Raw genomic sequence first — 22,344 nt, 5'->3', positions numbered from 1 at the left:
GCTATTCGGTCAGCTTGTCGAAGAAACCGGCAATCGAACCGCTAAGCCGCTCCATGGTGCGGGCATGATTTTCCGCGGGCGACTTGTCTTCTTCCCAAGTGTCGAGCGGATGATACCAGACACTGCCATCGCAGCGCGCAACCGAAAAATAGTTACCGCCGCCATCCATGCCGAACGCCAGATGATCGGCAGGGATCAGCTGTCGCTGCTGCAACGCGGTGTTGACGTGCACGATATCCTGTCCGGCGGGTTCCAATCCTTCTTCCGGGATGGGGAAGAAGTAGTCCATGGCATAGTCATCCCCGGCATCGCTGAGGAACAGCGATCGTTCCATGACACCGCCATTCTGACCATGGTAGATTGCGAGAAGGGTATCCGGGATCGGGCCTATCGCGCTTTCGGCGTGCAGGACGTCGTGATCGGACAGCGACGACGAGCCGAATGTGGTGTGCAAAACCATGCTTCCTACTTCTCGATACGAGGTACGGTAGAATCTCTGGCATTCTGGAATGTTGCAGGCGGTGCAGCGAAGGAAATCGACGAGCTGACCTGTCGATACAGGATATCCGGCGAAGCGTGACTGTCGTTGCCGGCTAGCGGTGTAATCCCATGGCCGGGACCCGCTATAACTCGGGACATGTCGGCCGATGCCTATCTACAGCAGGTATCTTTCCCATTTCCCGGTCTGGTCGCGGAAAATATGGCTTTTCTCGATCATCCAGCGGCCATCATGCAGGCTGAGGATGTGACGGAATCTGTCGCCGAACTGCGTTTGCTTCCGCACATGGATCGTCACGTTCGAACGACCGGCTTCGACCCTCTCGATCAGGTCACACTGCGGATCGTGATCGGGCGGAAACCCGACATCGGGCCCGGCCATGCGCCCTGCATCGGAGCGGTAGCCGTGGACATATTCGTCGAAGATCGCGCGAAGATCGTGTCTGGCCTGCTCCGCATGCTGCGACCAATCGGATTGGATGAGCGGGAAATAATAAAGTTCCCACCGGTTCATCACCGTTTGGAATTCGACGAACCTGTTTCGTGCTGCTGAAGCGTCCGCCACGATATATTCCCGGATTGATGCCATTATCGATCGGATATCGAAAATACGTCAGGCGTATCTGCCCTATCAAATATGATGCGATTTCCAACCGTCAGAAATTTCGTCAAATATCTGTCTTTTGGAGAGGCGCCAGTCATCTCCTTTTCGCGTGAATATGTGACGAAACATATCTTTGAAACCGACATGGGTCTGAACGTTCAATGTCGCCTTGCTACGAGTAAGGTCGACCTTTTCGATCGTTTCAGTTTCGGGATCATAGTCGGAAGGAAAGCAGGCAGAAGGGGCATGTAGTATTTCCTCCCGCCGGGTGGCATCATCCCACACATAGCGGTCGAAGACAGGCCGGAGTTCGTCAACGGCCTGATCTATAACGGCCGCTACATTCTCTCGCATGAGAGGATAGAATTTATCGTTCCATTTTTTCATTTCCGATGAAAAGGCGCGATATATCAGGCAAATCTCTTCTTCCGTCATACTGGATTCCCTGGGGTGGAGCGTTGCAAGTGTCCGCTGCGTGCCACGGGCAATGCATCATTCTCCCAGCAGAAGGGCGAGTGCAGCATCGGAATCGTCCAGGCCGGTGGTCTTCCGTATCATATCGCGAACCGCGTCGCGGGTGGCGGCGTCGATGCCAAAATCGTCGTCGAACAGGTTGCCGCCGCGTTCGACGATGAAATAGCGTAGCCAGGCGGCCAGAAGATCGAAGAAGCCGGAAAGATCGGGCGCGATCGGGGCGTAGGTCCAGTTCCCCTCGCCATGGCGGGCATAATGGATCGCACCGTCCGCACCGATGCTGATCGGATTGGCGGTCCAGTCGGCGATCACATGATGGCTCGCGTCCCAGTTCGCCGACGCCTCGCCGGTGCGGGCATCATACCGATAGCCTGCCTGACGCCCGGCCAGTTCATCCAGCGGATAGAAATAGAGTTCCTCCACGATGCACGGGAGTTCGGCGCCCGCAGTATAGCCTGCTGCCTCGATTTCCCGAGCAAGGGCATCGCCGAAGATGGCGCGATCGACGGCCTGTCCGGGGCGATGCAAGGCGATCGCCACGTCTGCCTCCGCTCCCGCGCGGACGAGGTTCTGGGCTGCTTCGGCGTAGGTCATCGGGTCGTGCCGGGTTTCTGCGTATTTTGCTGCGCCTGCCGCCAATGCATCCTGACCACCGGCAGCAGGTACATGTGTTGCATCACGCGGTTTGAACGATGGAACGTGTCGTATCGTCGTCCGGATCGATAAAGACGTACAGTTGAGACGTATCGTGCTTCAAACCATTCAGACTTAACTGCCCCACAAATATCAGGGGCCTTTCCCCTTCAAAAAGCCACGTGGGGGACTGCAGCCGTTTTGGAGGTTTGCCCAGAAATCTAAAAATCCTGTTCTATTGCATCCTTCACGATGCCGCGTGATTTTTTGGCATCGTTTCCTTTTATCTTATCCTGCATATTTTTCATGTAAGATTCGGGAGGGTTTAGCCAGGGCGGCATTGCCTTTAGTATCAGCTCATATTCCTGCAGGGCAGAATTGTCGTGGGAGTAGGAAACGCCCTTCCAATCTAGAAATTTTCTAAGAACATCCTGCAGGTTGACGCTTGTCGCTGGGTTGTCATAGTTTTGACTGATTATGTATAAATACAATGATCCATCGTTGGTATAAGGTTTGGTGAAGAATCCCTAGAAAAAAGCTTCTGCATCAAGGTAAGATATAATATTTTTGTGTAGACATTTTGCTGAAATTTTGCCTTCTACAAAGGACTTTATATCTTCGATCAGGTTCATGGCGCTATCCCCATACCTTCCTGTGTGAAGTGCAGTATGAGATGAGCGTGCCGCTAACTCTCGAGGTGTAATTTTTAACCGGTAACGTATGACAAGAATATAAATCTTGCGAGTTAATGTAACCCTGCAAGCATTATTCCGTTTTACCCTAACCAATGCGCGAAACGAAGCCTTGGGCTACTTCCGGAGGATTTATCTCGACAGCAGAGCGATTTTCTATTTTTTTTGATTCATCGCTATCCGTTATGGTAACGAACAGCGTAATATCATGCAATAATTTTGCTTGAGATTCACGGAGCTTGCGAAGCGAAGCAATCATAAGATTGATCAATTGGAGAAAGTCAGAGTCGTTTAGTTCGTCATTCAATACGACTTGCGTAAGTGTATCATTTATCGGCTGAAAAATATCATCGCCGACCCCTTCAAAGCACCATTCCGCCGGAGACCAGCGCAGATAGCTTTTGTATTGCGGCGTTATTTCTTCAATAGCGCTTTCGCTGGATAGCTTTTCGTTAAAGCAGGACTCGGTAGTGGCGTTCAGGCCAAGGCCCATACCGTCTTCGGAGATAGATAGGCAAAGAGCATACAGCCCATCGGTCCCGTTCTCGGCCACGAAATCGTCAAATGCTTGCCTGACAGCTTGTACAAGCTGGTTCTCGATAGCTTCCCAATCCATTGATCTTCCTTCCTTAAGGCCAGCCAAATACGGATGAGCCGATTTTTTGTAATTCGCCCTTCATGGCACTGGTTGCATCGGCGGGTGATAAGTTCTGACTGGAAATACGGGTATCTGCAGCTTCCAATCCGTCGGCCACCTGTCTTGCATTGGTGACACTATGTCCCCGATTTGGTGCCCACATAAGGGCATCGGGATCATTGACCGGATCGATATTGTACTTTGCCATTACGGCCCTGCTACGCCCTAGAGCGGTTTGCATTGGAGGAATGTTATCGAAATCTCCCTTGAAAACGATATGGTGCGCATGGGGTCGCGGCATACCGGTCGGGGGTCGGGTATTGGTTTGACGCGCGTACCATGCACCCCAATTACATTCCGCCAACCCCTCCGGGTCCATCCACCGCAACGGATCATGGACATAGGCATGGGTGCGCAGCCCGCCGTCCACGCCGATCGGGTCGGGGGAGAGATACTGGCCGGTGTCGGGGTCGTAGTAGCGGTTGAGGTTGTAGTGCAGCCCGCTCTCCGCATCCTCCCATTGCCCCGGAAAGCGCAGCGCGCAGGGCGTCGCCTCGTCCGCATCGCTCCCCTCGCGGCGTTCGCGCAGCAGGGCACGGGCGGTGCGGGTGCGGCCCCATAGTTCGGGCTCGGCGCGCCAGCGGCACGCACCGTCCTCGCCGAACAGCGCGTGCGGCGCGCCCAGCTGGTCGGCGACGATCGGGAGCCATTCGCCCTCGGCGGCAAGCGGTTGCGCATCGGCTCCGGCCGGCACCAGCTCCTTGGCGAGCGGGCGCAGGCCGCCGGGTTCGAAATGCCAGCGTTCGATCGACAGCCGGTCCTGCCCGTCCTCGCCGCCCGCATGGTGCCATGCCTCGGCCAGCGAAATACCCTGCCACACATAGTCGACCCGCCGCGTGCCCGGAGCGTCGCCGCCGACCAGCGCCTTGCCCACGCGCCGGCCGAACGCGTCGTAGCTGTAGCGCCAGCGCGCGCCATCGGGCGTCTCCAGCCCGACCAACCGGTCGAACCCGTCCCAGCGATAGCGCCAGCAGCGCGGGCGAAAGCCATGTTCGGACAGGATGCGTTCGACCATCCGCCCGCGCGCGTCGTAGCGGAAGCGGTTGGCGCCCGCCTCGACCACGCAGTCGTGCCAGTAGCGGTGCTCGCCAGCCAATCCTTCGGCAAGGTTCATCAGCGCGTCGTAGCGATACGCCTCGCGCATCCCGCCGTGCTCGACGCCGACTGCCTGGTCGCGCAGGTCGTAGTGGAAGCGGGTTTCGCCCGTGCCCGCCACCGATCCGCCATCGGCGATCCCGGTCAGCCGCCCGGTGCGATCCCAGTCATAGCGGCGCAGCAGCGCGTCCGGCGTCTCGCGCGTGCCCGAAAAGACGGCGACGCCCCCAGCCCGCTGTTCGGCAAGGCGACCGGCCGGATCATAGGACTGCGCCAGCTGGAACGCGGTACGCGTGCCGAGTGCCGCCGTCTCGCGCAGTGTTTCCAGCCCGCTGGGGTCATGGGCGAAGCGCAGCGTGTGGCCGTTGCTGTCGTACCGGCGCAGCAGGCCAACATCGTCGAACTGCATCGCGGTTTCGCCGCTGGGACTGGTCCGGCCAATACAGCGCCCGGCATCGTCATAGCGATAGGTGACGGCGATGCCGTTCTGCTCTTCGGCGATCAGCCGGCCCTTGCCGTCATAGCTAAGCGTGACGTCGGCGATCCGGCGGGGCGTGTCCTCCGCCAGCTGCCATGTCGTGGCCCCGGTCAGCCGGTCGGCATCGTCGTAGCGATAGGTGATCGCGTCGCTGCCGGCGATCACGCGGACGATACGGTCGCGGTCGTCCCATTCGAAATGCTGCTCGGTCGCATCCGGCATCCGCTTGGCCAGCACCCGGCCGATCGCGTCGCGGGTATAGCGCGTCTCGCGCCCGGCCCAGTCGAGCTGCGCCTCTAGCCGGCCGGCGGTATCGTAGCGGAAGCGCCATGCCTGCCCGGTCGCATCGGTGATCGTCGTCAGGCGGCCGGTGCCGTCATAGCCGAAACGGGTGGTGGCACCCATCGGATCGATCGTCTGGCGCAGCGTATCGAACGCGCCATGGACGAAGCGCGTCGTCTGTCCGTCGCCCCGGATGCGCGCGGCGAGCAGCCCTTCGCCGTCATAGGCGAAGCGGATTTCGCCACCATCGGGCGTGCGCGTGCGGCTGACCGCGCCGCGCGGATTGTCGGGCGATCGGTCATAGAACCAGCTGCTGGTCCGCCCGGCCGGATCACTATGGTCGAGCAGCCGCCCGAACCGGTCCCAGCGATAGCGGGTGACCCGCGCCACGCCGGTGGCGGACGGCGGGTCGTGGCGGGCGACCGGGCGACCGGCCGCATCGTTTTCATATCGGGTGGTGCCCGCGCCGACGACGCTCTCCTCGACCAGCGCGCCGCGTTCGTCATAGCGGGCGGTGCCCCGGATGCCGTCGGTGCCGGTCCACGCCGTGATGTTGCCGGCGGCGTCGCGCGTCCACTCTGCGCTACCCTCCGGCCCGGCGAACGCTACCAGCGCCCCCCACCGATCATAGCGCCACGCCGCGCTGCGCCCGGCCCAGTCGGTCTGCGCGATCAGCCGGCCGTCACCGTCATAGGCAAAGCGCGTTTCGCGGCCGGCAGGGTCGATGCGGCGCTGCAATCGCTCCAGCGTGTCCCATTCGCTGATCGTGCGCGCGCCGAGCGGATCGACCTCCTCGACCACCAGGTTGTTCGCGTCGTAGCGGAAGCTGGTGACCGCGCCGGTCGCATCGACATAGCGCGACAGGCGCTGTTCCGGGAAATAGAGGAACCGGTCGTCGAACATGCCGTCGCCGGTACGCGTGCCGGTCACCCGCCCGGCCGCATCGTACAGGATTTCGACCCTGGTCAGGCCGCTGTCCTGCCACCCGTTCAGCCAGCCTTCGCGCGAATAACGATAATGGAATTCGCCGGTGAAACTGCCCAGCACGTCGAGCAGCTGCCCGCCCGCGTCATAGCGATAGCGGACGACGGGCTCGCGCTCGCCCTCCATCCACAGCGCGGTGATCCAGCCCTGCGGCGTGGTGTCGATGCGAAAGGTCGTGCCGTCGGGAACGCGGACCTGCCGCAGCCGCCCCTCGGCATCGCGGGCGAAGGCGATGCGGTTGCCGCTGCGATCCTCGATTCCGGCCAGCAACGGCATCGCGGGATCGCGTGCCGGCGCGAACAGCAGGAATTGCTGGCTGCGGCTGTCATAGAGGCGCAAGGCATCGCGCGTGCCGGTCAGGTGGTAATAGGGCGCCTTCAGGTGGCGGGCATCGACATGGGCGTCGTCGCCGATCGCGAACAGCAGCCGCTGTCCCCCGGCATCCTCCAGGAGGACGGTCCCCGCCGCCGCGTCGAGCAGCAGCCGTTGCGACCAGTTGCAGATCCAGCGTGGGCCCAGCGCCCCTTCGACCCGCATCCTGCCCGGATAGGTGCGATCAAGGCGCAGCGGCAGCAGCCCCGGATATTCGAAATCGGTGCGCGCATCGGCATAGTCGCCGGTGACGACATCGACCGGCTCACCGAACAGCCGGCGCAGCGGGCCGTCGAGCAGCCCGCCCTTGCGCGTCGCCGAGCGCATGCCCGCGACCTCGGCGACCGATAGTAGCAGCTGTTCGGCGACCGACAGCGCGGCATCGGGCGTGCCATAGCTGCCGGTGGTGTTGTCGGCGAAGATCGTCGTGCACCCTTCCTGCACCACGGCGTCGCACGACAGCTTGTGGCCGATCCGCGCCATGGGCAGGCTGTTGATGTAGATCGTCTCGCTGCCCTCGATGATCGCGGAGGGCGGGGTGCCGGGATGCTTGGTACAGGCGGCGGTGTCGGTGACGCGCGCGGCCTTCTTCCCCTCCAGGAACACGTTGGGGGACCCGGTGTTGATCGGGCCGGACAGGGTGGCGGTCTTGGCACCGGCACCGGCGATGGCGGTGGTGACGAAGCCGCCCGCCGCGCCCGCGCCGAACGCGACCGCCGCGCCCACCAGCGGTGCCGCCATGCCCGCCGTGCCGATGATCGCCGCCGCGCTGACCGCCACCACCGCGCCGACGACGATCCCGGCCGCGATCCCGGCGAGCAGGCCGTTGAAGGTATTGTCGTGCGCGATCTGGTGTTCAATATGCGCGGGCTGTGGTCCGGGCGATGCGATGCGTTTCGCGCCGAATTGTTTTGCTACCCAGAAGGCTGCCTCGTCCGCATGGACCGCTTCGGCAAGCGCCGCCCCCGCCATTGCCCCTGCGATCGGCGCGGCGATCCGCCCGGCGAAGCATTTAACCGCGGCCATCCCGCCGGACATGCCGGCCGATGCGGCGCCGGCCGCGACGATCCCGCCCGATACGACATGGCCGGTGGTGGCGATCGCCGATACGGTGCCGGCGTTGCTCGACGCCGCCGTCCGGTCGCGCAGGTCGCGCAGCTTCGCGTCGGCGGTGGGCGTCGGGGCGGGGGTCGCGGGTCCCGTCACGCCGTCGCGTCCGTTATGCGGCGGCGAAGCTGAACGAGGTGATCGCGGCGACCAGCGCGTCGCGCGTTTCGACCTCCAGCCCCCCCGGGATCGATCCGGTGAAGTTCAGGATCGCATTGTCGCTGTGCAATACCATGGCCATCACCTGATGGATCGGTTTCCCGTCGGTCTTCCAGGCAAGTTCGATGAAATGTGCCTCATGCCCGTCGATGCGACCGGGGGCGTCGGCGATCGCTTCGAACCCGGCAAGCTGCGATGCGAAATTCTGGCGCTGCTGGATCACATAGTCGTGGAACGTCATCCCCATCGGCAACCGGTCGCGGGCGATGACGAGGCTGGTGCCCATGACCTTGGCGTCGCGGGGCAGCAGCACGTTGATGCTCTGATCCTGCCACGGCATCGGCGCGGCGAGCGATCCTTCGGCAATCCGATACGCCATGCGTGGTCTCTCTCCGCTGTCGATCGTTACGCGTCTAGGTAGCGGCTCGAACCGGCTGCGCCTACCCTTGTTGCAAATAACCGCCTGATTTGGACCGGATGCACGTGGATGGAGGTTGCGGATGAGCGGTAGGGACCGGCCGGTCGTGGGGCAGATTTTCTACGTCCCGCTGTACGAAGGGGGCTACGCTTTTGGCTATGTAACCTTGATATATAAATACTTCGGAAATATGTGCAATTTCTTCGATATGATATCGGAAACGCCGGAAGTGCCGGCGGAAATTACGACGACACCGATCATATTATATGATCTTCTGGTCGGCGGAGCGGAGTTCCGACGAAATCGAGAGATCGCCGACAAGCAATGGAAGGTTACATCCTTTCATATGCCCGGCGATGTTCGCCCGCGAAGTGCGTTATTTATCATGCATTCGCGGCCGGTTCATCAACTCGTCGACCTGAATAGGGAGCAAGCCAAGCGCCCGGCAACGGACGAAGAGATCGCGCGTTATCCGGTGTTGGCAAGTTTTTTCTCGCCATTTACTACCAAGATCGTCGAGAAGGCGGTTCGCCATCTGGATATCGATCCGAAGCTGATCGGTGTCGACCGTGCCGCAGGAACGGTGCACTGACGCGCTATTCCGGCTGACCGTTGATGAGCTGAACCCGCAACTGCCGGTAATAGCGGGCCGACGCGGCATTGCCGGCGCGGCGATGGGCCTCGGCGGCGGCGGTAGCGCCGGCGAAGCTGTTCTGGAAGGCATGCTCGGACGTATCGGCGGCCTGGTCGATATAGGGGCGCTCCGGTTCGGGCGTCGTCGCGACCATCATCCATCCGTCCTCGTCCATCACGACGATGCCGTAGTCGGCCTGCCCGGCCCGTGCGCGCCCGGCGAACACGCCCGTTCCCAGCGGCGCCCGCACCCGCCCCGCGCCCAGCCCGTCGGCCAGCCCGGCACGGCATCCGCCGGCCCAGCCCCCCATTACCGGCCCGCCCTCCACCGCGATGCGGCAGCGGACGCCGGTTGCCGGGGCGGGGGCTGCCGCGACCAGGGGCAGGAGGAGAAGGGCCAGGATACGCGCTTTGCCTGCCATATCGTCACCTCGATCATTAGACATGTCGACACATCGACACCCCTGGCCCGCCGGGTGGACGGGCCTGTCGGGCGCGTGATGTTATAGTGCGAGGCGCACCGTCGCCAGCACCGATCGCGGGCTGCCGGGCAGCAGCTTGCAACACTCCGCCGGCTTCGCACCCGGATAGTTCGGCGATCATGTCTGCAACCGGCTTCAAACCGGCAGTCTCACCACCCGCACCAAACACAATAACCATTCGCATTAGCATTGACTCTGCGATTAACTCGCAATAGCTGGCGCCACAAAGGGGACCAGCATGACCGATCGAATGAGCTTTCTGGCGATGACCTGCATCGGGTTCATCGCATCGGCGCCCGCCGCCGCTGCGGAGCGCGATGTGGTGCCGACCGCTCCGACCGGGCCGACGCAGGACCGGGTCGAGGAGCGCGACGTGATCGTCGTCAACGGTCAGAAGGCGGCCGAGGCGAAGCTGGAAAGCCCCAAGGCGACCGGGCCGCTGATCGACACCCCGCAGACGATCACCGTCTTGAACGACCAGACGATCCGCAAGCAGAACCTTCAGACGCTGCGCGACGCATTGCAAACCATTCCCGGCATCACCTTCGGCGCGGGCGAAGGCGGCGGCGGTTATGGCGATACGATCAACCTGCGCGGCTATTCGGCGGCGAACGACATCACCGTCGACGGGGTGCGGGATTCGGCGCAGTATAGCCGCACCGACCCGTTCAACCTGCAGCAGATCGAGGTCTATAACGGCGCGAACACCGTCTTCAACGGATCGGGGTCGGTCGGCGGCACGATCAACCTGGTGTCGAAGGTGCCGGGCGTCGAGGACCTGTCGATCGTGCAGGCTTCGGTCGGCACCGACGACTATTACCGTGCCTCGATCGACGCCAACAAGCGGGTGTCCGATCTGGTCGCGGTGCGGCTGACCGGGGCCTATCACCATAACGGCGTGCCCGGCCGCGATGTCGAAAAGTTCGAACGCTGGGGCATCGCGCCGTCGGTGACGATCGGGATCGATGGTCCGACCAGCCTGACGCTCGCCTATGTCCATCAGGAGGATCGCAACACGCCGCTCTATGGCGTACCCTATTTCCAGAGCGCGATCGGCGGGGGCGTGCTGCCCGGCGTCGACCGGTCTGACTATTACGGTATCGCCAATCTCGACCGGCAGGACCAGACCGTCGACCGCTTCACCGCGACGTTCCGCCATGCGATCGACGACCATCTGTCGGTGCGCAACCTGACCCGTTGGCAGCGGGTCGAGCAGGCCAGCATCACCAGCGCGCCGCAGGGCACCTATTGCCTCGGCACCACCGGATTGCAGCCGGTCGGCGCGAATGCGGCGGCGACGGTCGGCATCGCCTGCCCCGCGGGCCTCGCGGCCGGCAACTGGCGTCCGTCCGGCCCGCGCGGCCTGTCGCGCGACCAGGTGAACGAACTGCTCTACGATCAGGTCGACCTGCGCCATGAGACGGGGACGAAGGGGGCGTTACGCAACGTCGCCAATATCGGCGTGTCGGGCGCGCTCGAAAATTACCACATCACCAGCGGCAGCCTGCTCCGCACCGCCGCCGGGGTCGCGGTGACCGCGCCGGATCTGGCGATCAGCAACCCCGACACGCGCTGGACCGGCCCGGTCAACCTGACCGTGACCTCCCGCGCGCGGTCGGAAACGCAGAATCTGGCGGTCTATGCGTTCGATACGCTGGAGCTGGGCCGTTATGTCGAGCTGAACGGCGGGGTCCGCTGGGAAGTGCAGGACGCCGCGTTCCGCAACCTCCCGCTGGCGGTCGTGCCGCCGGGCACCACCGCGCTGACCGACCTGCAACAGCGGGTGCAGCGTTCGACCGAGCGGCTGTTCTCCTATCGCGGCGGGGTGGTGGTCCACCCGGTCGAGGCGGTCAGCCTCTATGCCGGCTATGGCAAGGCAAAGACGCCCTCGTCGCAGACGGTGCGCCTGGGCTGCGGCGTGCCGACCGCCATCGGCGCGGCCGATCCGTGCGTGGTGGCGCCGGAAACCGCCGAGAATATCGAAGCGGGGGTGAAGGCCGCGCTGTTCGGGCGCAAGCTGGAATTGACTGCTGCGGTGTTCCGCAACGAACGCACCAATTACCGCGTGCCGTCGAACGATCCGGCGCTGCCCGCCGGGTTGCAGGTGCTCGACGGACGCGCGCGGGTCGACGGCGTTGCGCTGGGCCTGTCGGGATCGCCGCTGCCGGCATGGACGATCTTCGCCAACTACACCTATCTCGACGGACGGGTGCGGCAGTCGATTTCCGACCGCGACCTGGGCCTGGGGGTCCGCGACCCGCAGGCCGGCGCGCAACTGGTGCAGACGCCTGAACATTCGGGGTCGCTGTTCACCACCTACAAGCTGCCCTTCGGTCTCGAAGTGGGCTATGGCCTGACCTATCAGGGATCGATCGCGCTGAACGTGCCGACGGCGTTGCAATCGGTGCAGTTCCGCGCCGACGATTACCTGATCCACCGGGCATATCTGGCCTATACGATCGGGAAACGGGCGACGGTGCAGCTGAACGTACAGAACTTCACCGACGAACGCTATCTGACCGGCATCCGCAGCAACGTGAACGCCACGACCGGCGCGGTCAGCGGCGGGTGGGCGATGCCCGGCGACCGGCGTCAGGCGGTGCTCAGCCTCTATTACAACTTCTGATTTGAAAATGCGTCGAAACGCATTTTGCGGCACCGGTCCGCTCCCCCACCCCACCACCCACAGCGTATCCTTGATGGGTGGCCGGGTGGGGGAGCGGGCCGGCGCCGTCGCGAAAATCGCTCTTTCGCGATTTTTCGAACCGACATCGAAAGGCGGCGTCCGATGCTGATCGCGATACCCGATGTGCTGGACGCCGCCGCCCTCGCCCGCGTCCGGGCGCTGGTCGACGGTGGCGACTGGGTGGACGGCAACGTGACGTCGGGCGCGCAATCGGCGCTGGCCAAGCGCAACCGGCAGCTGCCCGAGGACAGCGCCGCCGCGCGCGAAGCGGGGGCGATGGTGCTCGACGCGCTGGGCCGGTCGCCGCTGTTCATCGCCGCCGCGCTGCCGCTGAAGGTCTTTCCGCCGCTGTTCAACCGGTATGAAGGGGGCGAGGCGTTCGGGCTGCATGTCGACAACGCCATCCGCATGAAGCGCGGCACCGATTTCCGCATCCGCAGCGACCTGTCGGCCACGCTGTTCCTCGAAGACCCCGACCGCTATGACGGAGGGGAACTGGTGATCGAGGACCGGTTCGGGCCGCAGACGGTGAAGCTGCCCGCCGGGCACATGGTCCTGTATCCCGCATCCAGCCTGCACCGCGTCACGCCGGTCACGCGCGGGGTGCGGATCGCCGCGTTCTTCTGGATCCAGTCGATGGTGCGCGACGATGGCGAACGCCGGCTGCTGTTCGACCTCGACCGGTCGGTGCAGGCGCTGGCCGCCGATCGCGGACAGGGCGACGGCGAGGTCGTGGCCCTGACCGGGCTGTACCACAATCTGCTGCGCCGCTGGGCCGACGCATGACCGCCGCCACCGTGAAACGCCGCCGCAACTGGCGTGCCTGGTGGGCGAAGCAGCTGATCGCGTGGCATTGGATCAGCGCCGGCATCTCGCTGGCGGCGATGCTGTTGTTCGCGGTGACCGGCATCACGCTGAACCACGCGGCGACGATCGCCGCCGAACCGGTCGTCGCCGAACGATCCGGACAATTGCCCGCGTCCCTGCTGCGTCCGCTTACCCGCGCGGCGGTGGCGAAAGGCCCCCTGCCCGGCACCGTTGCCACTGCCGTCGAACAGGCGGTCGGGCTGACGGTCGCGGGCCACGGCGTCGAATGGTCGGAGGGCGAGGCCTATGTCGCGCTGCCCCGTCCCGGTGGCGATGCGTGGGTCAGCATCGATATCGCCAGCGGCGCGGTGCGGGCCGAGACGACCGACCGGGGCTGGATCAGCTACTTCAACGACCTGCACAAGGCGCGCAATGCCGGGTCGGCATGGTTCTGGTTCATCGACGTGTTCGCCATCGCCTGCGTCCTGTTTTCTATCACCGGCCTGTTGCTGTTGCAGCTTCATGCGAAGCGCCGCCCGTCCACCTGGCCGCTGGTCGCCGGCGGCATCGCGCTGCCGGTCGTGCTGGCCGTGTTTCTGATCCACTGAAGGGGGAAGTCCCGATGCGTATCCTGTCACTGGCGGTTCTGGGCGGTGCCACCGTCGCCGCCGCATCCGCGCCGCCCGCCGGAACGGTCAGCGTCACCATCCCGCGCCTGTCGGTCGCCGAATATCACCGGCCCTATGTCGCGGCGTGGATCGAACCGGCGGGCGGCGGTGCGGCGCGGACGCTGGCGCTGTGGTATGATGTCCGCAAGGCCGGGGCCGAGCCGGGGACGAAATGGCTGTCCGACCTGCGCGCGTGGTGGCGCAAGGGCGGGCGCAGCATGGCGTTGCCCGCCGATGGCGTCAGCGGCGCGACCCGCGCGCCCGGCACGCACAACATCGCGCTGCCCGCGGGCCTGCGCCCCGGCGCCTATGTCCTGAACGTCGAGGCCGCGCGCGAGACCGGCGGGCGCGAACTGGTGCAGGTGCCGCTGACCATCCCCGCGCGCGCCGCCCGCGCGACCGGATCGCACGAATTGGGCGCGGTCACGATCGCCGCCCGCTGACCCCCACCCTGTCGAGGACTTCGCCCATGCCCCGTTTCGCCCGGCACCTGCTTGCCGCCGCCGCCCTGTTGTCGCTGCCCGGCGCCGTGTCCGCCCACCGGCTGTGGCTGTTGCCCTCGGGCACCGTATTTTCCGGCACTGACAGCTGGGTGACGGTCGATTTCGCCGCGTCCAACGACCTGTTCTACGCCGATCACCAGCCCGGCCGCCTGGAAGGGGTGAAGGTGTGGCAGCCTGATGGCACGCCGGGACAGGTGCAGAACGGCGCGACCGGGCGCTATCGCTCGGTCTTCGACGTGAAGCTGGACAAGCCGGGCACGTGGAAGATCGGCACCGCGATGTCGGGCGTGATGGGCAGTTTCAAGGTGAACGGCGTCGAACAGCGCGTCGGCGGACGCGGTGGCCCGCCGGGGCCGGACGGGGTGCGTCGCCCGCCGCTGACCGTCGCCGACATTCCCGCCGACGCGACCGATGTGAAGTTGATCGAAACCGGCAGCCGCAACGAGATTTTCGTGACCTCGGGCGAACCGACCCGCACCGTGCTGAAACCTGCGGGCAAGGGGCTGGAGATCGATTTCGTCACCCATCCCGACGAGCTGGTCGCGGGCGAACCGGCGAAGTTCCGACTGCTGGTCGACGGGCGGCCGGCGCCGGGCGTGAAGGTGACGGTCGTTCCCGGCGGCAAGCGCTATCGCAATGCCGAGGGTGCGCGCGAGCTGACCACCGGTGCCGACGGGATGCTGTCGATCGACTGGCTGGCGGCGGGGATGTACTGGCTGAGCGCGGCCCACGAGGACGCGAAGCCCAGCGCCCCCCGCGCGACGGGGCGGCGGCTGTCCTATGTCACCACGCTGGAGGTGATGACCCCCTGATGCCGGTCCCGCCGCGGATCGCGCTGCCGACCGATCCGCAGGCGGCGGCGCTGGCCAGCCACGACCCCGCCGCACCGGTGGTGACGTGGACCGGGGAGACGATGGGGACCAGCTGGGCGGTGCTCGCCGCGCTGCCGCCGGTGATGGCGGGCGCGGCGGCGGCGTTGCGACGCGCGATCGTGGCGCGGCTGACCGATCTGGTCGCGCAGACGAGCCATTGGGACCCGGCCTCCGCGCTCTGCCGGTTCAACGCGCTGCCCGCCGGGGGCGTCGCGACGCTGCCGGACGATCTGGCGCGGGTGGTCGACCTGTCGCTGCGCATCGCCCATGCGAGCGACGGCGCGTTCGATCCCGCGATCGGTCGTCTGGTCGATTTGTGGGGCTATGGTCCGCCGGGGCCGTGCCCGCCTCCCGCAGCGGCGGCGATCGATGCGGCGCGGGCCGTGTCGGGCTGGCAGCGTTTGCGCTTCGATCCGGCCACCGCGCGATTGCGCCAGCCCGGCGGCCTCGCGCTCGACCTGTCCGGCGTGGCGAAGGGCCATGCGGTCGATGCCGTCGCCGACCTGCTGGCGGCGCAGGGCGTGCGGCATTGCCTGGTCGAGATCGGCGGCGAGCTGGTCGGGCGGGGGATGCGGCCCGATGGCGATCCATGGTGGGTCGACCTCGAAGACCCGCCGGGCGCGGTCTTCGCGCCCTTGCGCCTCGCGCTGCACGAGACTGCGGTTGCGACGTCGGGCAATTATCGCCGGGGCGACCACTCGATCGACCCGCGCACCGGCTATCCGGCGGCGAACGGTGTGCTGTCGGTCAGCGTCGTCGCCCCCTCGGCGATGCTCGCCGATGTACTGGCGACGGCGATCGCGGTCGCCGGGCCGGACAGCGGGGTGATCCCGGCGCTGGACGTTGCCGCCCGGATCGTGGTGCAGGACGACGGCAGGGTGCGCGAGATCCTGACCCCCCGCCTGCGGGCGATGCTGGCCTGATCTACCTGTCGACGTGTCGACAGGTAGATTCCTCGTTCAGCGCGCGACCGGGACCTCCGCGATATTCCACCCGCGCAGCGTCACGCCGGGCGTGGCGGTGACGGTGGCCGGATAGCGGATGGTGATCGTCCGCTTTTCGCCCGGCAGCAGCGCGACGTAATTGTCGCTGTAGAAGGCGGGCAGGATGCGCTTGCCGTCCGGCCCCAGCAGCGTCAGCTTGGCGTTGAGCGCCGGCACCTGGCCGTCATTGGCGAGGTCGACGGTGACCATGTGGTCGCTGCCGTCGACCACCGGAGCCGCCATGCGCGCGGTGAGGGTCGCCGGGGCGAGGCCGTTCAGCGCCTGATACGAAGCGGCATCACGCCCGCGCCAGTAGAAATTGTCCGACACCCGCCGGCCCGCCGCATCATCGAGCGTCAGGCGCACCAGCACCACCGGATGCTGCGCGTAGAGGCCATCGAGCGGCACGGGGCTGAGCGGCGTCGCGCGGTTGGCCAGCGCGTCGACACGGTCGCTGCGCGTGAACAGCTGCGCATTATCCAGCCCGACGACGCGCACCGTGGCGCGCAGCCCCTTGGCATCGGCCTGCGTCGTGTTCAGCACCACCAGCTCGTTACCCGGCAGGTTCAGCTGAACGTGCAGCGGCTCGGCAGCCTTCTTCGCCCCGTAATAGGCGGCGTGGGTGTCGTAATCCCACGAATAGATCTGCCACGCATTCGACGGCCACGCCGGATGCGTCATCCACAACAGCCGCCCGCTATTCTTGGTCCACAAATGGCCCAGGAACCCCTCGTACATCGCCTTGTGCGTTTCGAGGTTCATCATCTGCGCCTTGCGTTCGAAATCGGCGAAGTCGCGGCCGGGGCCGAACATCGTCGCAAGCGTCTGCATGAAGGTTTTCGTGTCGCCGTTCCCGGCGAAATGCCAGTCGTGATAGGCGAGCACATCGCCCAGCGGCCAGCGATCCGCCGCCGGCACATACGACGCGATGGACTCCGCCGTCGAGAAGGACGGCGTGCCGGTCTCGACCGAGAAACCGGTGGCGAGGTCGGTGAAATACCCCTCCGGCGCGCGGTAGTTGTACGGCCCCGACCCCTGCAAATTCACGACGTTCGAGCTGCCGGTGAACCAGCGGGTGCCGTCCAGCTGGAACACGGCATCGTCCAGCCCCTCGTTCAATGCCGGATAGGGTACGCCCTCGTTACGGCCGAACCACAGGATGATCGACGGGTGGTTGCGATAGCGGGCGATGGTGTCGCGCGCGTTGGACAGGAACAGCGCGGCATCGTCGGGTTCGATCTGGAAATTCTGGGTCGATTGCCAGAAATCGTTGAGGACCATCATGCCGTTTTCGTCGGCCAGGTCGTAAAACTCCTCCTCGGTATTGGTCCCCATCCAGTTGCGGATGACGTTCATGTGCGCCTCGCGCTGGAGGCGGAAGAAGGGAGCGAGCCAGGCATAGCTCACCCGCTTCATCGCGTCGTCCATGCCCCAGTTGCCGCCGCGCGCGGCGATCTTCACGCCGTTCACCCGGATCGCCAGATGCGGTTCAGGCAGGGTTTCGGCGATCGGGGTCACCGCCTTCGACACTTCCCCCGCAGCGGTAAGCGATTCCGCCCATCCGGTCGGCGACTGCTTGATCGCGCCGTGACGGACGTCGATCAGCTTCTGGACCGACAGCCCGCCATCGGTGGTCTGCACGTTGACCCGGCGCAAGGCGCCGGCGGCATCGAACAGCGACAGGTCGTAGCTGACCTCGCGGATGCCGAAGCGGCCCGCCTTGCTGTCCGACACGCCGCTCGCGTCGCTGACCTGATAGGTCGCGTGATAGAGATGCGGTTCGCCATAGCCGTTGGGCCACCAGAGTTTCGGGTTGGCGACGGTGAGCGGGGGCAAGTCGGCGGGGGTGAAGCGCACCTCGCTGCGCCCGGTCGGCGCGGTCACGGCCTTTTCGACCGACACGCCCTCGAACGCGACCTTCACCGTGACCTGCGTCGCGGGGCCGCTATTCTCGATCGGCACCGTGACATGCACGTCGGCGCGGTCGGTGCGCGGCAGCGGCAGGTCGGTGACGACATGCGGGTCGAGGATGCGGACGGCGCCATGCGCGACCAGCTCGACCGGCCGCCACAGGCCGGTATTGCGGTCGCGGATGCCCGGAATCCAGTCCCACCCCTCGGTCGCGACGAAGGTCGGACCGTCGATCGCCAGCTGCCCGCCATTTTCGCCCACGCCCGCGCTGACCGATTGTTCGTGCGGGATGCCGGGATGCGGCGGGGGCGAGACCTTCACCGCGATGACGTTCTCGCCCGCTGCGGGCACGATGTCGAACTGGCCACGGATGAACGCACCGCGCGTGCTGCCGAGCTTGGCACCGTTGAGCCAGATGTCGGCGGCATAGTTGATGCCGCCGAACACGATCGTCAGCTTTTTGCCCGCCGCTTGCGGAGGCACGGTGAAGCGGGTGCGGTACCAATAGTCCTGCCGCGCCAGCTTCTCCGGGATCTTCAGGTTGTTGAGGCCATAATAGGGGTCGGGATAGACACCGCGATCGACCAAGGTCTGCAACACCGTGCCCGGCACAGTCGCCGCGCGCCATCTGCCTATGAGCGCCCCGGGTCGCGACAGCGTGGCACCGTCCTCCATAACATCCGGGGCGGCAGCTAGTTGCCAGCCATTGATTTGCCAACGGCCCGGTGCGGTTGGTTGTAGCGCGGGCGCATTCGGTAGCGGCTTTGTGACGGGGGCTGTATAGTCTTCGCCCCTGCCCCGAGGCAGGGTCCATGCGTCCTGTTGCTGGGTAAGGCCGATATTGGCCTGTTTCTGGAACGGCCAGCTGACGCCGACTTCCCAGAGCTGAACATTGGCGAAATCCGGGGCGGGGATGGCTGCGACCTGCGCCGCCGTCAGCGCGCTGGAATGCAGCGTCGCACCCACCAGCGTGCCGCCGAAATGCGGACGTCCGGGCAGCGCGCGCGCAATGTGCAGCACCGGTGCAGTCGGCGACGATGCCAGCATAGCCTGCGCGGTCGGGCGTCCGTCGATATAGAGTACCACGCGGGTGCCGTCCGATACGGCGGCCACCTTTGTCCAGCGGCCTGGAGCGATCGTCGTCCCGGCGATCGTCCTGCCGCCATCGGTAAGCGTCAGCCGACCGCCCACCAGCGACAGCACACGCGCATCGCCCAGCGCCATTAGCGGTACGTCGCCCGGCTGCGTCCCGTTCGTCTGGACCCACATGGTGAAGCTGTACGGCGCACCAGCCCGGGCGACGGCCTCACCACCCTCGACCGGGCGTTCGATGCCGATCCCGCCGGGCAGGAAGCTGGCATTATACGGCCCGCCATTGGCCGGCACCTGCGCCGCCGCCATGCCCGTCAGTCCCACGCCGGCCAGCAGCGCGGCGATCATTGCCGTTTTCATGCAATCGTCCTTTTCGTCAGGTCGGCGCTGATCGCTTCGAGATCGCGGCCACGGGTTTCGGGAAAGAAGCGCCAGACCAGCAGCGCCTGCAGCAGCATCGCGGCGGCAAAGCCCCAGAAGGGCAGCGCACGGTCCCACTGCGCCACCAGCGGAAAGGCGAAGGAGAGGACGGCATTGGCGACCCAGTGCGTCGCACTGCCGATCGCCTGTCCGCGCGCCCGCACGTCGGTCGGGAAGATTTCGCTCAAGTACACCCAGATCACCGCCCCCTGCGACATGGCGAAGGCGGCGATGAACAGGATGAGGAGCGGCAGCAGCAGTGCGGGCGACGCCGCCCCCATATAGACCAAGGCGACCCCGCCCAGCGCGATCGCGGTGACGATCCCGCCACCGATCAGCAGCGGCTTGCGCCCCACCCGGTCGATCACGCCCATGCCGATGACGGTCGCGATCAGGTTCGCGACGCCGATCGCGATCGCCTGCACATCGCCCGACACGCCGGTAAAGCCGGCGGCGGCGAAAATGTCGTTGAGATAATAGAGGATCGCGTTGATCCCCGACAGCTGGTTGAACAGCCCGATGGCGATGGCGAGCAGGATCGGCGTGGCATGCAGCCGCCAGTCGAGCCGCCCGGTGCCGCCACCCTCCCCCGCCGGAATGGCGTCGAGGCCGAGGCGCGCGGCGGCGCGGTCCGCGTCGTCGCTCCGCCCGCGCGCACTCAGCCAGCGCGGGCTTTGTGGCAGGCCGGTCAGCAGGATCAGGAACAGCGCGGCCGGCACCGCCGCCACGCCCAGCTTCCACCGCCATGCGATGTCGGGGGCGACCGCTTGCGCGACCAGATAGTTGCTGAGATACGCGATCAGGATGCCCGCGACGATGTTGAACTGGAACAGCCCGACCAGCAGCCCGCGCCGCTTCGCCGAAGAGATTTCGGCGATATAGACCGGGACCAGCACCGACGACGCGCCGATCGCCAGGCCGCCCAGCACGCGAAACGCGACGAAACCGGTCAGCGTGGTGGCGATGGCGCAGCCGATCGCGGAGACGACATAGAGGAAGCCGATGACACGCAGCACGGCAAGACTGCCCCAGCGGTCGCCCGGCGCGCCGCTGAACAACGCCCCAACCAGCGTGCCCCAGAGCGCGGCGGAGACGGCGAGGCCGAGCCCCGCTTCGGACAGGGCATAATGCGTGCGCAGCGCATCGGTCACGCCCGAGATGACGGCGGTGTCGAACCCGAACAGCAGCCCGCCAAGGCTCATCGCGACGACGGCGCGGGTGTGGGTGGCACCGCTCATGCGCCCGCCACCCGGTTCAGGAAGCGCCCGTGCGGTTCGGCATGGGCCAACGTCTTGCCGATCGCATCGCGCATCCGCGCAAAACTGTCGGCCAGCGTGTCGACGGGAACCGCGTCGGCCAGCGGCGAATGGCGGGTCGGCAGGTCGTTGAACCCCGCATAGAGGCTCAGCCAGCTCGGGTCCTGGAACGTATCCCACTCGTTGCGCACGAATTCTCCTCCCGAACGCCATGCGTCCAGCTTGATCTGCAAGGGTTCTGGCGGTTCGACCGCGCGGATCGCCTGCCAGAACGGTTCGTCCCGACCATTGGCAAGGTAATGGAGGAACAGGAAGTCGCGCAGCCGTTCGAACTCCAGCACCGATTGCCGGTTATAGGTCGCGGCAAGGCGCGGATCGCAGTCCCGGTCGGGGAACAGCGCGACGAAGCGTTCGAGGCCCGACTGAATGAGCGAGATGCTGGTGGATTCGAGCGGTTCTAGAAAGCCCGACGCCAGCCCCAGTCCGACGACATTGCCCGACCAGAACCGCGCGCGGTGGCCGGTGACGAAGCGCAGCCGGTTGGGATCGGCCAGCGGTTCGCCCTCCAGCGAAGCGAGCAACGCATCCTCGGCATCGCCGTCCGACTGGAAATCGCTGCAATAGACCGATCCGTTGCCGATGCGGTGGCGAAGCGGGATGCGCCATTGCCATCCCGCCGTGCGCGCGGTGGCGACGGTATAGGGGACGGGATCGCCCGGCGCCGCCTTGCACGGGATCGCGACGGCGCGGTCGCAGGGCAGCCAGTGGCGCCAGTCGACATAAGGCACGCCCAGCGCCTCGCCCAACAACAGGCTGCGGAAACCGGAGGCGTCGATCCACAGGTCGCCGGCGATGCTGCGTCCGTCTTCGAGCGTGACCGACGTGACATGCCCACGCGCCGGATCGGTCGCGACCTGCGTGATCCGCCCGTCGACATGGCCGACCCGGTTGGCGAGTGCCAGGCGGCGCAACAGCGCGGCGAACTTCGCCGCATCGAAATGCAGCGCGAAGTTGAATACGCCGAGATCATTGGCGGGCCGGTCGGCGGGCGGCAGGAACAGGCCGCCCCGCGCCAGCTGCGTCGCGAGGCAATAATCGCCGATCGGCCCGGCGCGCCCGGCGGCGTGGAGCTTCAGCCAATACTGATGGAACGCGACCCCGCCCGCGCCGACGCCGTACAGGCCGAAGGGGTGGAAGAAGCGATGCGCCGCCCCGCCCCAGCCATCGAAGCGGATGCCGTATTTGATCGTGCCGCCGGTCTCGCGCAGCACATCGGGTTCGCCGAGTTCAATCGCCGACAGGAAATCGCGGATCGCCGGCACCGTCGCCTCGCCCACGCCGACCGTGCCGATCGCCGCGCTGTCGATGACGGTGATCGACAGGTTCAGATGGGTCAGCCGCCGCGCCAGATAGGTCGCCGCCATCCACCCGGCAGTGCCCCCGCCGACGATGACGATCGAGCGTACCGGTTCGTGTGGCATCGTTCCCCCTGTTCGCACGTGGCGTTCGTATCGCTCACCACCGTACCCCCGCGCAGG

Annotated in this window: 18 protein-coding genes; 7 read left to right on the top strand and 11 right to left on the bottom strand. The window is 65.6% G+C overall.

Annotated elements, in window-relative coordinates; all coding sequences use genetic code 11:
* Position 1: 1 nt before the first annotated feature.
* From ASE58_RS17295 to ASE58_RS17275, 7 genes are all read right to left on the bottom strand, one after another.
* The gene (locus tag ASE58_RS17295; protein ID WP_055824284.1) at positions 2-460 is read right to left on the bottom strand and encodes an SMI1/KNR4 family protein; all 459 of its coding nucleotides are present in this window, start codon (positions 458-460) and stop codon (positions 2-4) included.
* A 195-nt stretch (positions 461-655) separates the two neighbouring features.
* Complete coding sequence (locus ASE58_RS17290; RefSeq protein WP_082457245.1) at positions 656-1,087, bottom strand: NTF2 fold immunity protein; 432 nt, start codon at positions 1,085-1,087, stop codon at positions 656-658.
* Positions 1,088-1,129: 42 nt separating this feature from the next.
* Complete coding sequence (locus ASE58_RS17705; RefSeq protein ID WP_082468229.1) at positions 1,130-1,537, bottom strand: NTF2 fold immunity protein; 408 nt, start codon at positions 1,535-1,537, stop codon at positions 1,130-1,132.
* A 57-nt stretch (positions 1,538-1,594) separates the two neighbouring features.
* Positions 1,595-2,170: a hypothetical protein gene (locus ASE58_RS17285; protein WP_055824281.1), complete on the bottom strand. Its 576-nt coding sequence runs from the start codon at positions 2,168-2,170 to the stop codon at positions 1,595-1,597.
* 819 nt (positions 2,171-2,989) lie between these two features.
* Positions 2,990-3,517: a DUF4303 domain-containing protein gene (locus ASE58_RS17700; protein ID WP_082468227.1), complete on the bottom strand. Its 528-nt coding sequence runs from the start codon at positions 3,515-3,517 to the stop codon at positions 2,990-2,992.
* Positions 3,518-3,530: 13 nt separating this feature from the next.
* Entirely contained in the window at positions 3,531-8,015 is a 4,485-nt protein-coding gene (locus ASE58_RS17280; protein WP_055824279.1) for an RHS repeat-associated core domain-containing protein, read from the bottom strand.
* A 13-nt stretch (positions 8,016-8,028) separates the two neighbouring features.
* Complete coding sequence (locus ASE58_RS17275; RefSeq protein WP_055824276.1) at positions 8,029-8,454, bottom strand: DUF1795 domain-containing protein; 426 nt, start codon at positions 8,452-8,454, stop codon at positions 8,029-8,031.
* Between the two features lie 121 nt (positions 8,455-8,575).
* Here ASE58_RS17275 and ASE58_RS18085 point away from each other — a divergent pair, with 121 nt between their 5' ends.
* Complete coding sequence (locus ASE58_RS18085) at positions 8,576-9,085, top strand: hypothetical protein (RefSeq protein WP_156347822.1); 510 nt, start codon at positions 8,576-8,578, stop codon at positions 9,083-9,085.
* Positions 9,086-9,089: 4 nt separating this feature from the next.
* Here ASE58_RS18085 and ASE58_RS17265 read toward each other — a convergent pair whose 3' ends face one another.
* Complete coding sequence (locus ASE58_RS17265) at positions 9,090-9,548, bottom strand: hypothetical protein (protein ID WP_055824270.1); 459 nt, start codon at positions 9,546-9,548, stop codon at positions 9,090-9,092.
* A gap of 298 nt (positions 9,549-9,846) precedes the next feature.
* Between ASE58_RS17265 and ASE58_RS17260 the strand changes: the two genes are divergently transcribed.
* From ASE58_RS17260 to ASE58_RS17235, 6 genes are all read left to right on the top strand, one after another.
* Complete coding sequence (locus ASE58_RS17260) at positions 9,847-12,234, top strand: TonB-dependent receptor (protein ID WP_055824267.1); 2,388 nt, start codon at positions 9,847-9,849, stop codon at positions 12,232-12,234.
* Positions 12,235-12,396: 162 nt separating this feature from the next.
* Positions 12,397-13,080, top strand: a complete 684-nt coding sequence (locus ASE58_RS17255) for a Fe2+-dependent dioxygenase (RefSeq protein WP_055824263.1) — start codon at positions 12,397-12,399, stop codon at positions 13,078-13,080.
* Positions 13,077-13,709, top strand: a complete 633-nt coding sequence (locus ASE58_RS17250) for a PepSY-associated TM helix domain-containing protein (RefSeq protein WP_055824259.1) — start codon at positions 13,077-13,079, stop codon at positions 13,707-13,709. Before ASE58_RS17255 ends, ASE58_RS17250 begins: the two co-directional genes overlap by 4 nt.
* 14 nt (positions 13,710-13,723) lie before the next feature.
* On the top strand, positions 13,724-14,212 hold the full coding sequence (locus ASE58_RS17245; protein WP_055824257.1) for a DUF2271 domain-containing protein: 489 nt from the start codon (positions 13,724-13,726) through the stop codon (positions 14,210-14,212).
* A gap of 26 nt (positions 14,213-14,238) precedes the next feature.
* Positions 14,239-15,084, top strand: coding sequence for a DUF4198 domain-containing protein (locus tag ASE58_RS17240; protein WP_055824254.1), 846 nt, complete (start codon positions 14,239-14,241; stop codon positions 15,082-15,084).
* A complete protein-coding gene (locus ASE58_RS17235) occupies positions 15,084-16,067 on the top strand; it encodes an FAD:protein FMN transferase (protein WP_235513681.1) in 984 nt (327 codons plus the stop codon). Before ASE58_RS17240 ends, ASE58_RS17235 begins: the two co-directional genes overlap by 1 nt.
* Before the next feature lie 36 nt (positions 16,068-16,103).
* Here ASE58_RS17235 and ASE58_RS17230 read toward each other — a convergent pair whose 3' ends face one another.
* The 3 genes from ASE58_RS17230 to ASE58_RS17220 are packed head-to-tail and all read right to left on the bottom strand — an operon-like array spanning position 16,104 to position 22,287.
* Entirely contained in the window at positions 16,104-19,490 is a 3,387-nt protein-coding gene (locus ASE58_RS17230; protein WP_055824251.1) for a glycoside hydrolase family 2, read from the bottom strand.
* Positions 19,487-20,788, bottom strand: a complete 1,302-nt coding sequence (locus ASE58_RS17225) for a sugar porter family MFS transporter (protein ID WP_055824248.1) — start codon at positions 20,786-20,788, stop codon at positions 19,487-19,489. Before ASE58_RS17225 ends, ASE58_RS17230 begins: the two co-directional genes overlap by 4 nt.
* Entirely contained in the window at positions 20,785-22,287 is a 1,503-nt protein-coding gene (locus tag ASE58_RS17220; protein ID WP_055824245.1) for a tryptophan halogenase family protein, read from the bottom strand. Before ASE58_RS17220 ends, ASE58_RS17225 begins: the two co-directional genes overlap by 4 nt.
* Positions 22,288-22,344: the final 57 nt, after the last annotated feature.

It is taken from the genome of Sphingomonas sp. Leaf9 (assembly GCF_001421355.1).
Lineage (GTDB): Bacteria > Pseudomonadota > Alphaproteobacteria > Sphingomonadales > Sphingomonadaceae > Sphingomonas.
The sequence above is the reverse complement of the archived record's forward strand: the minus strand, read 5'-3'. Positions and strand labels throughout refer to the sequence as shown.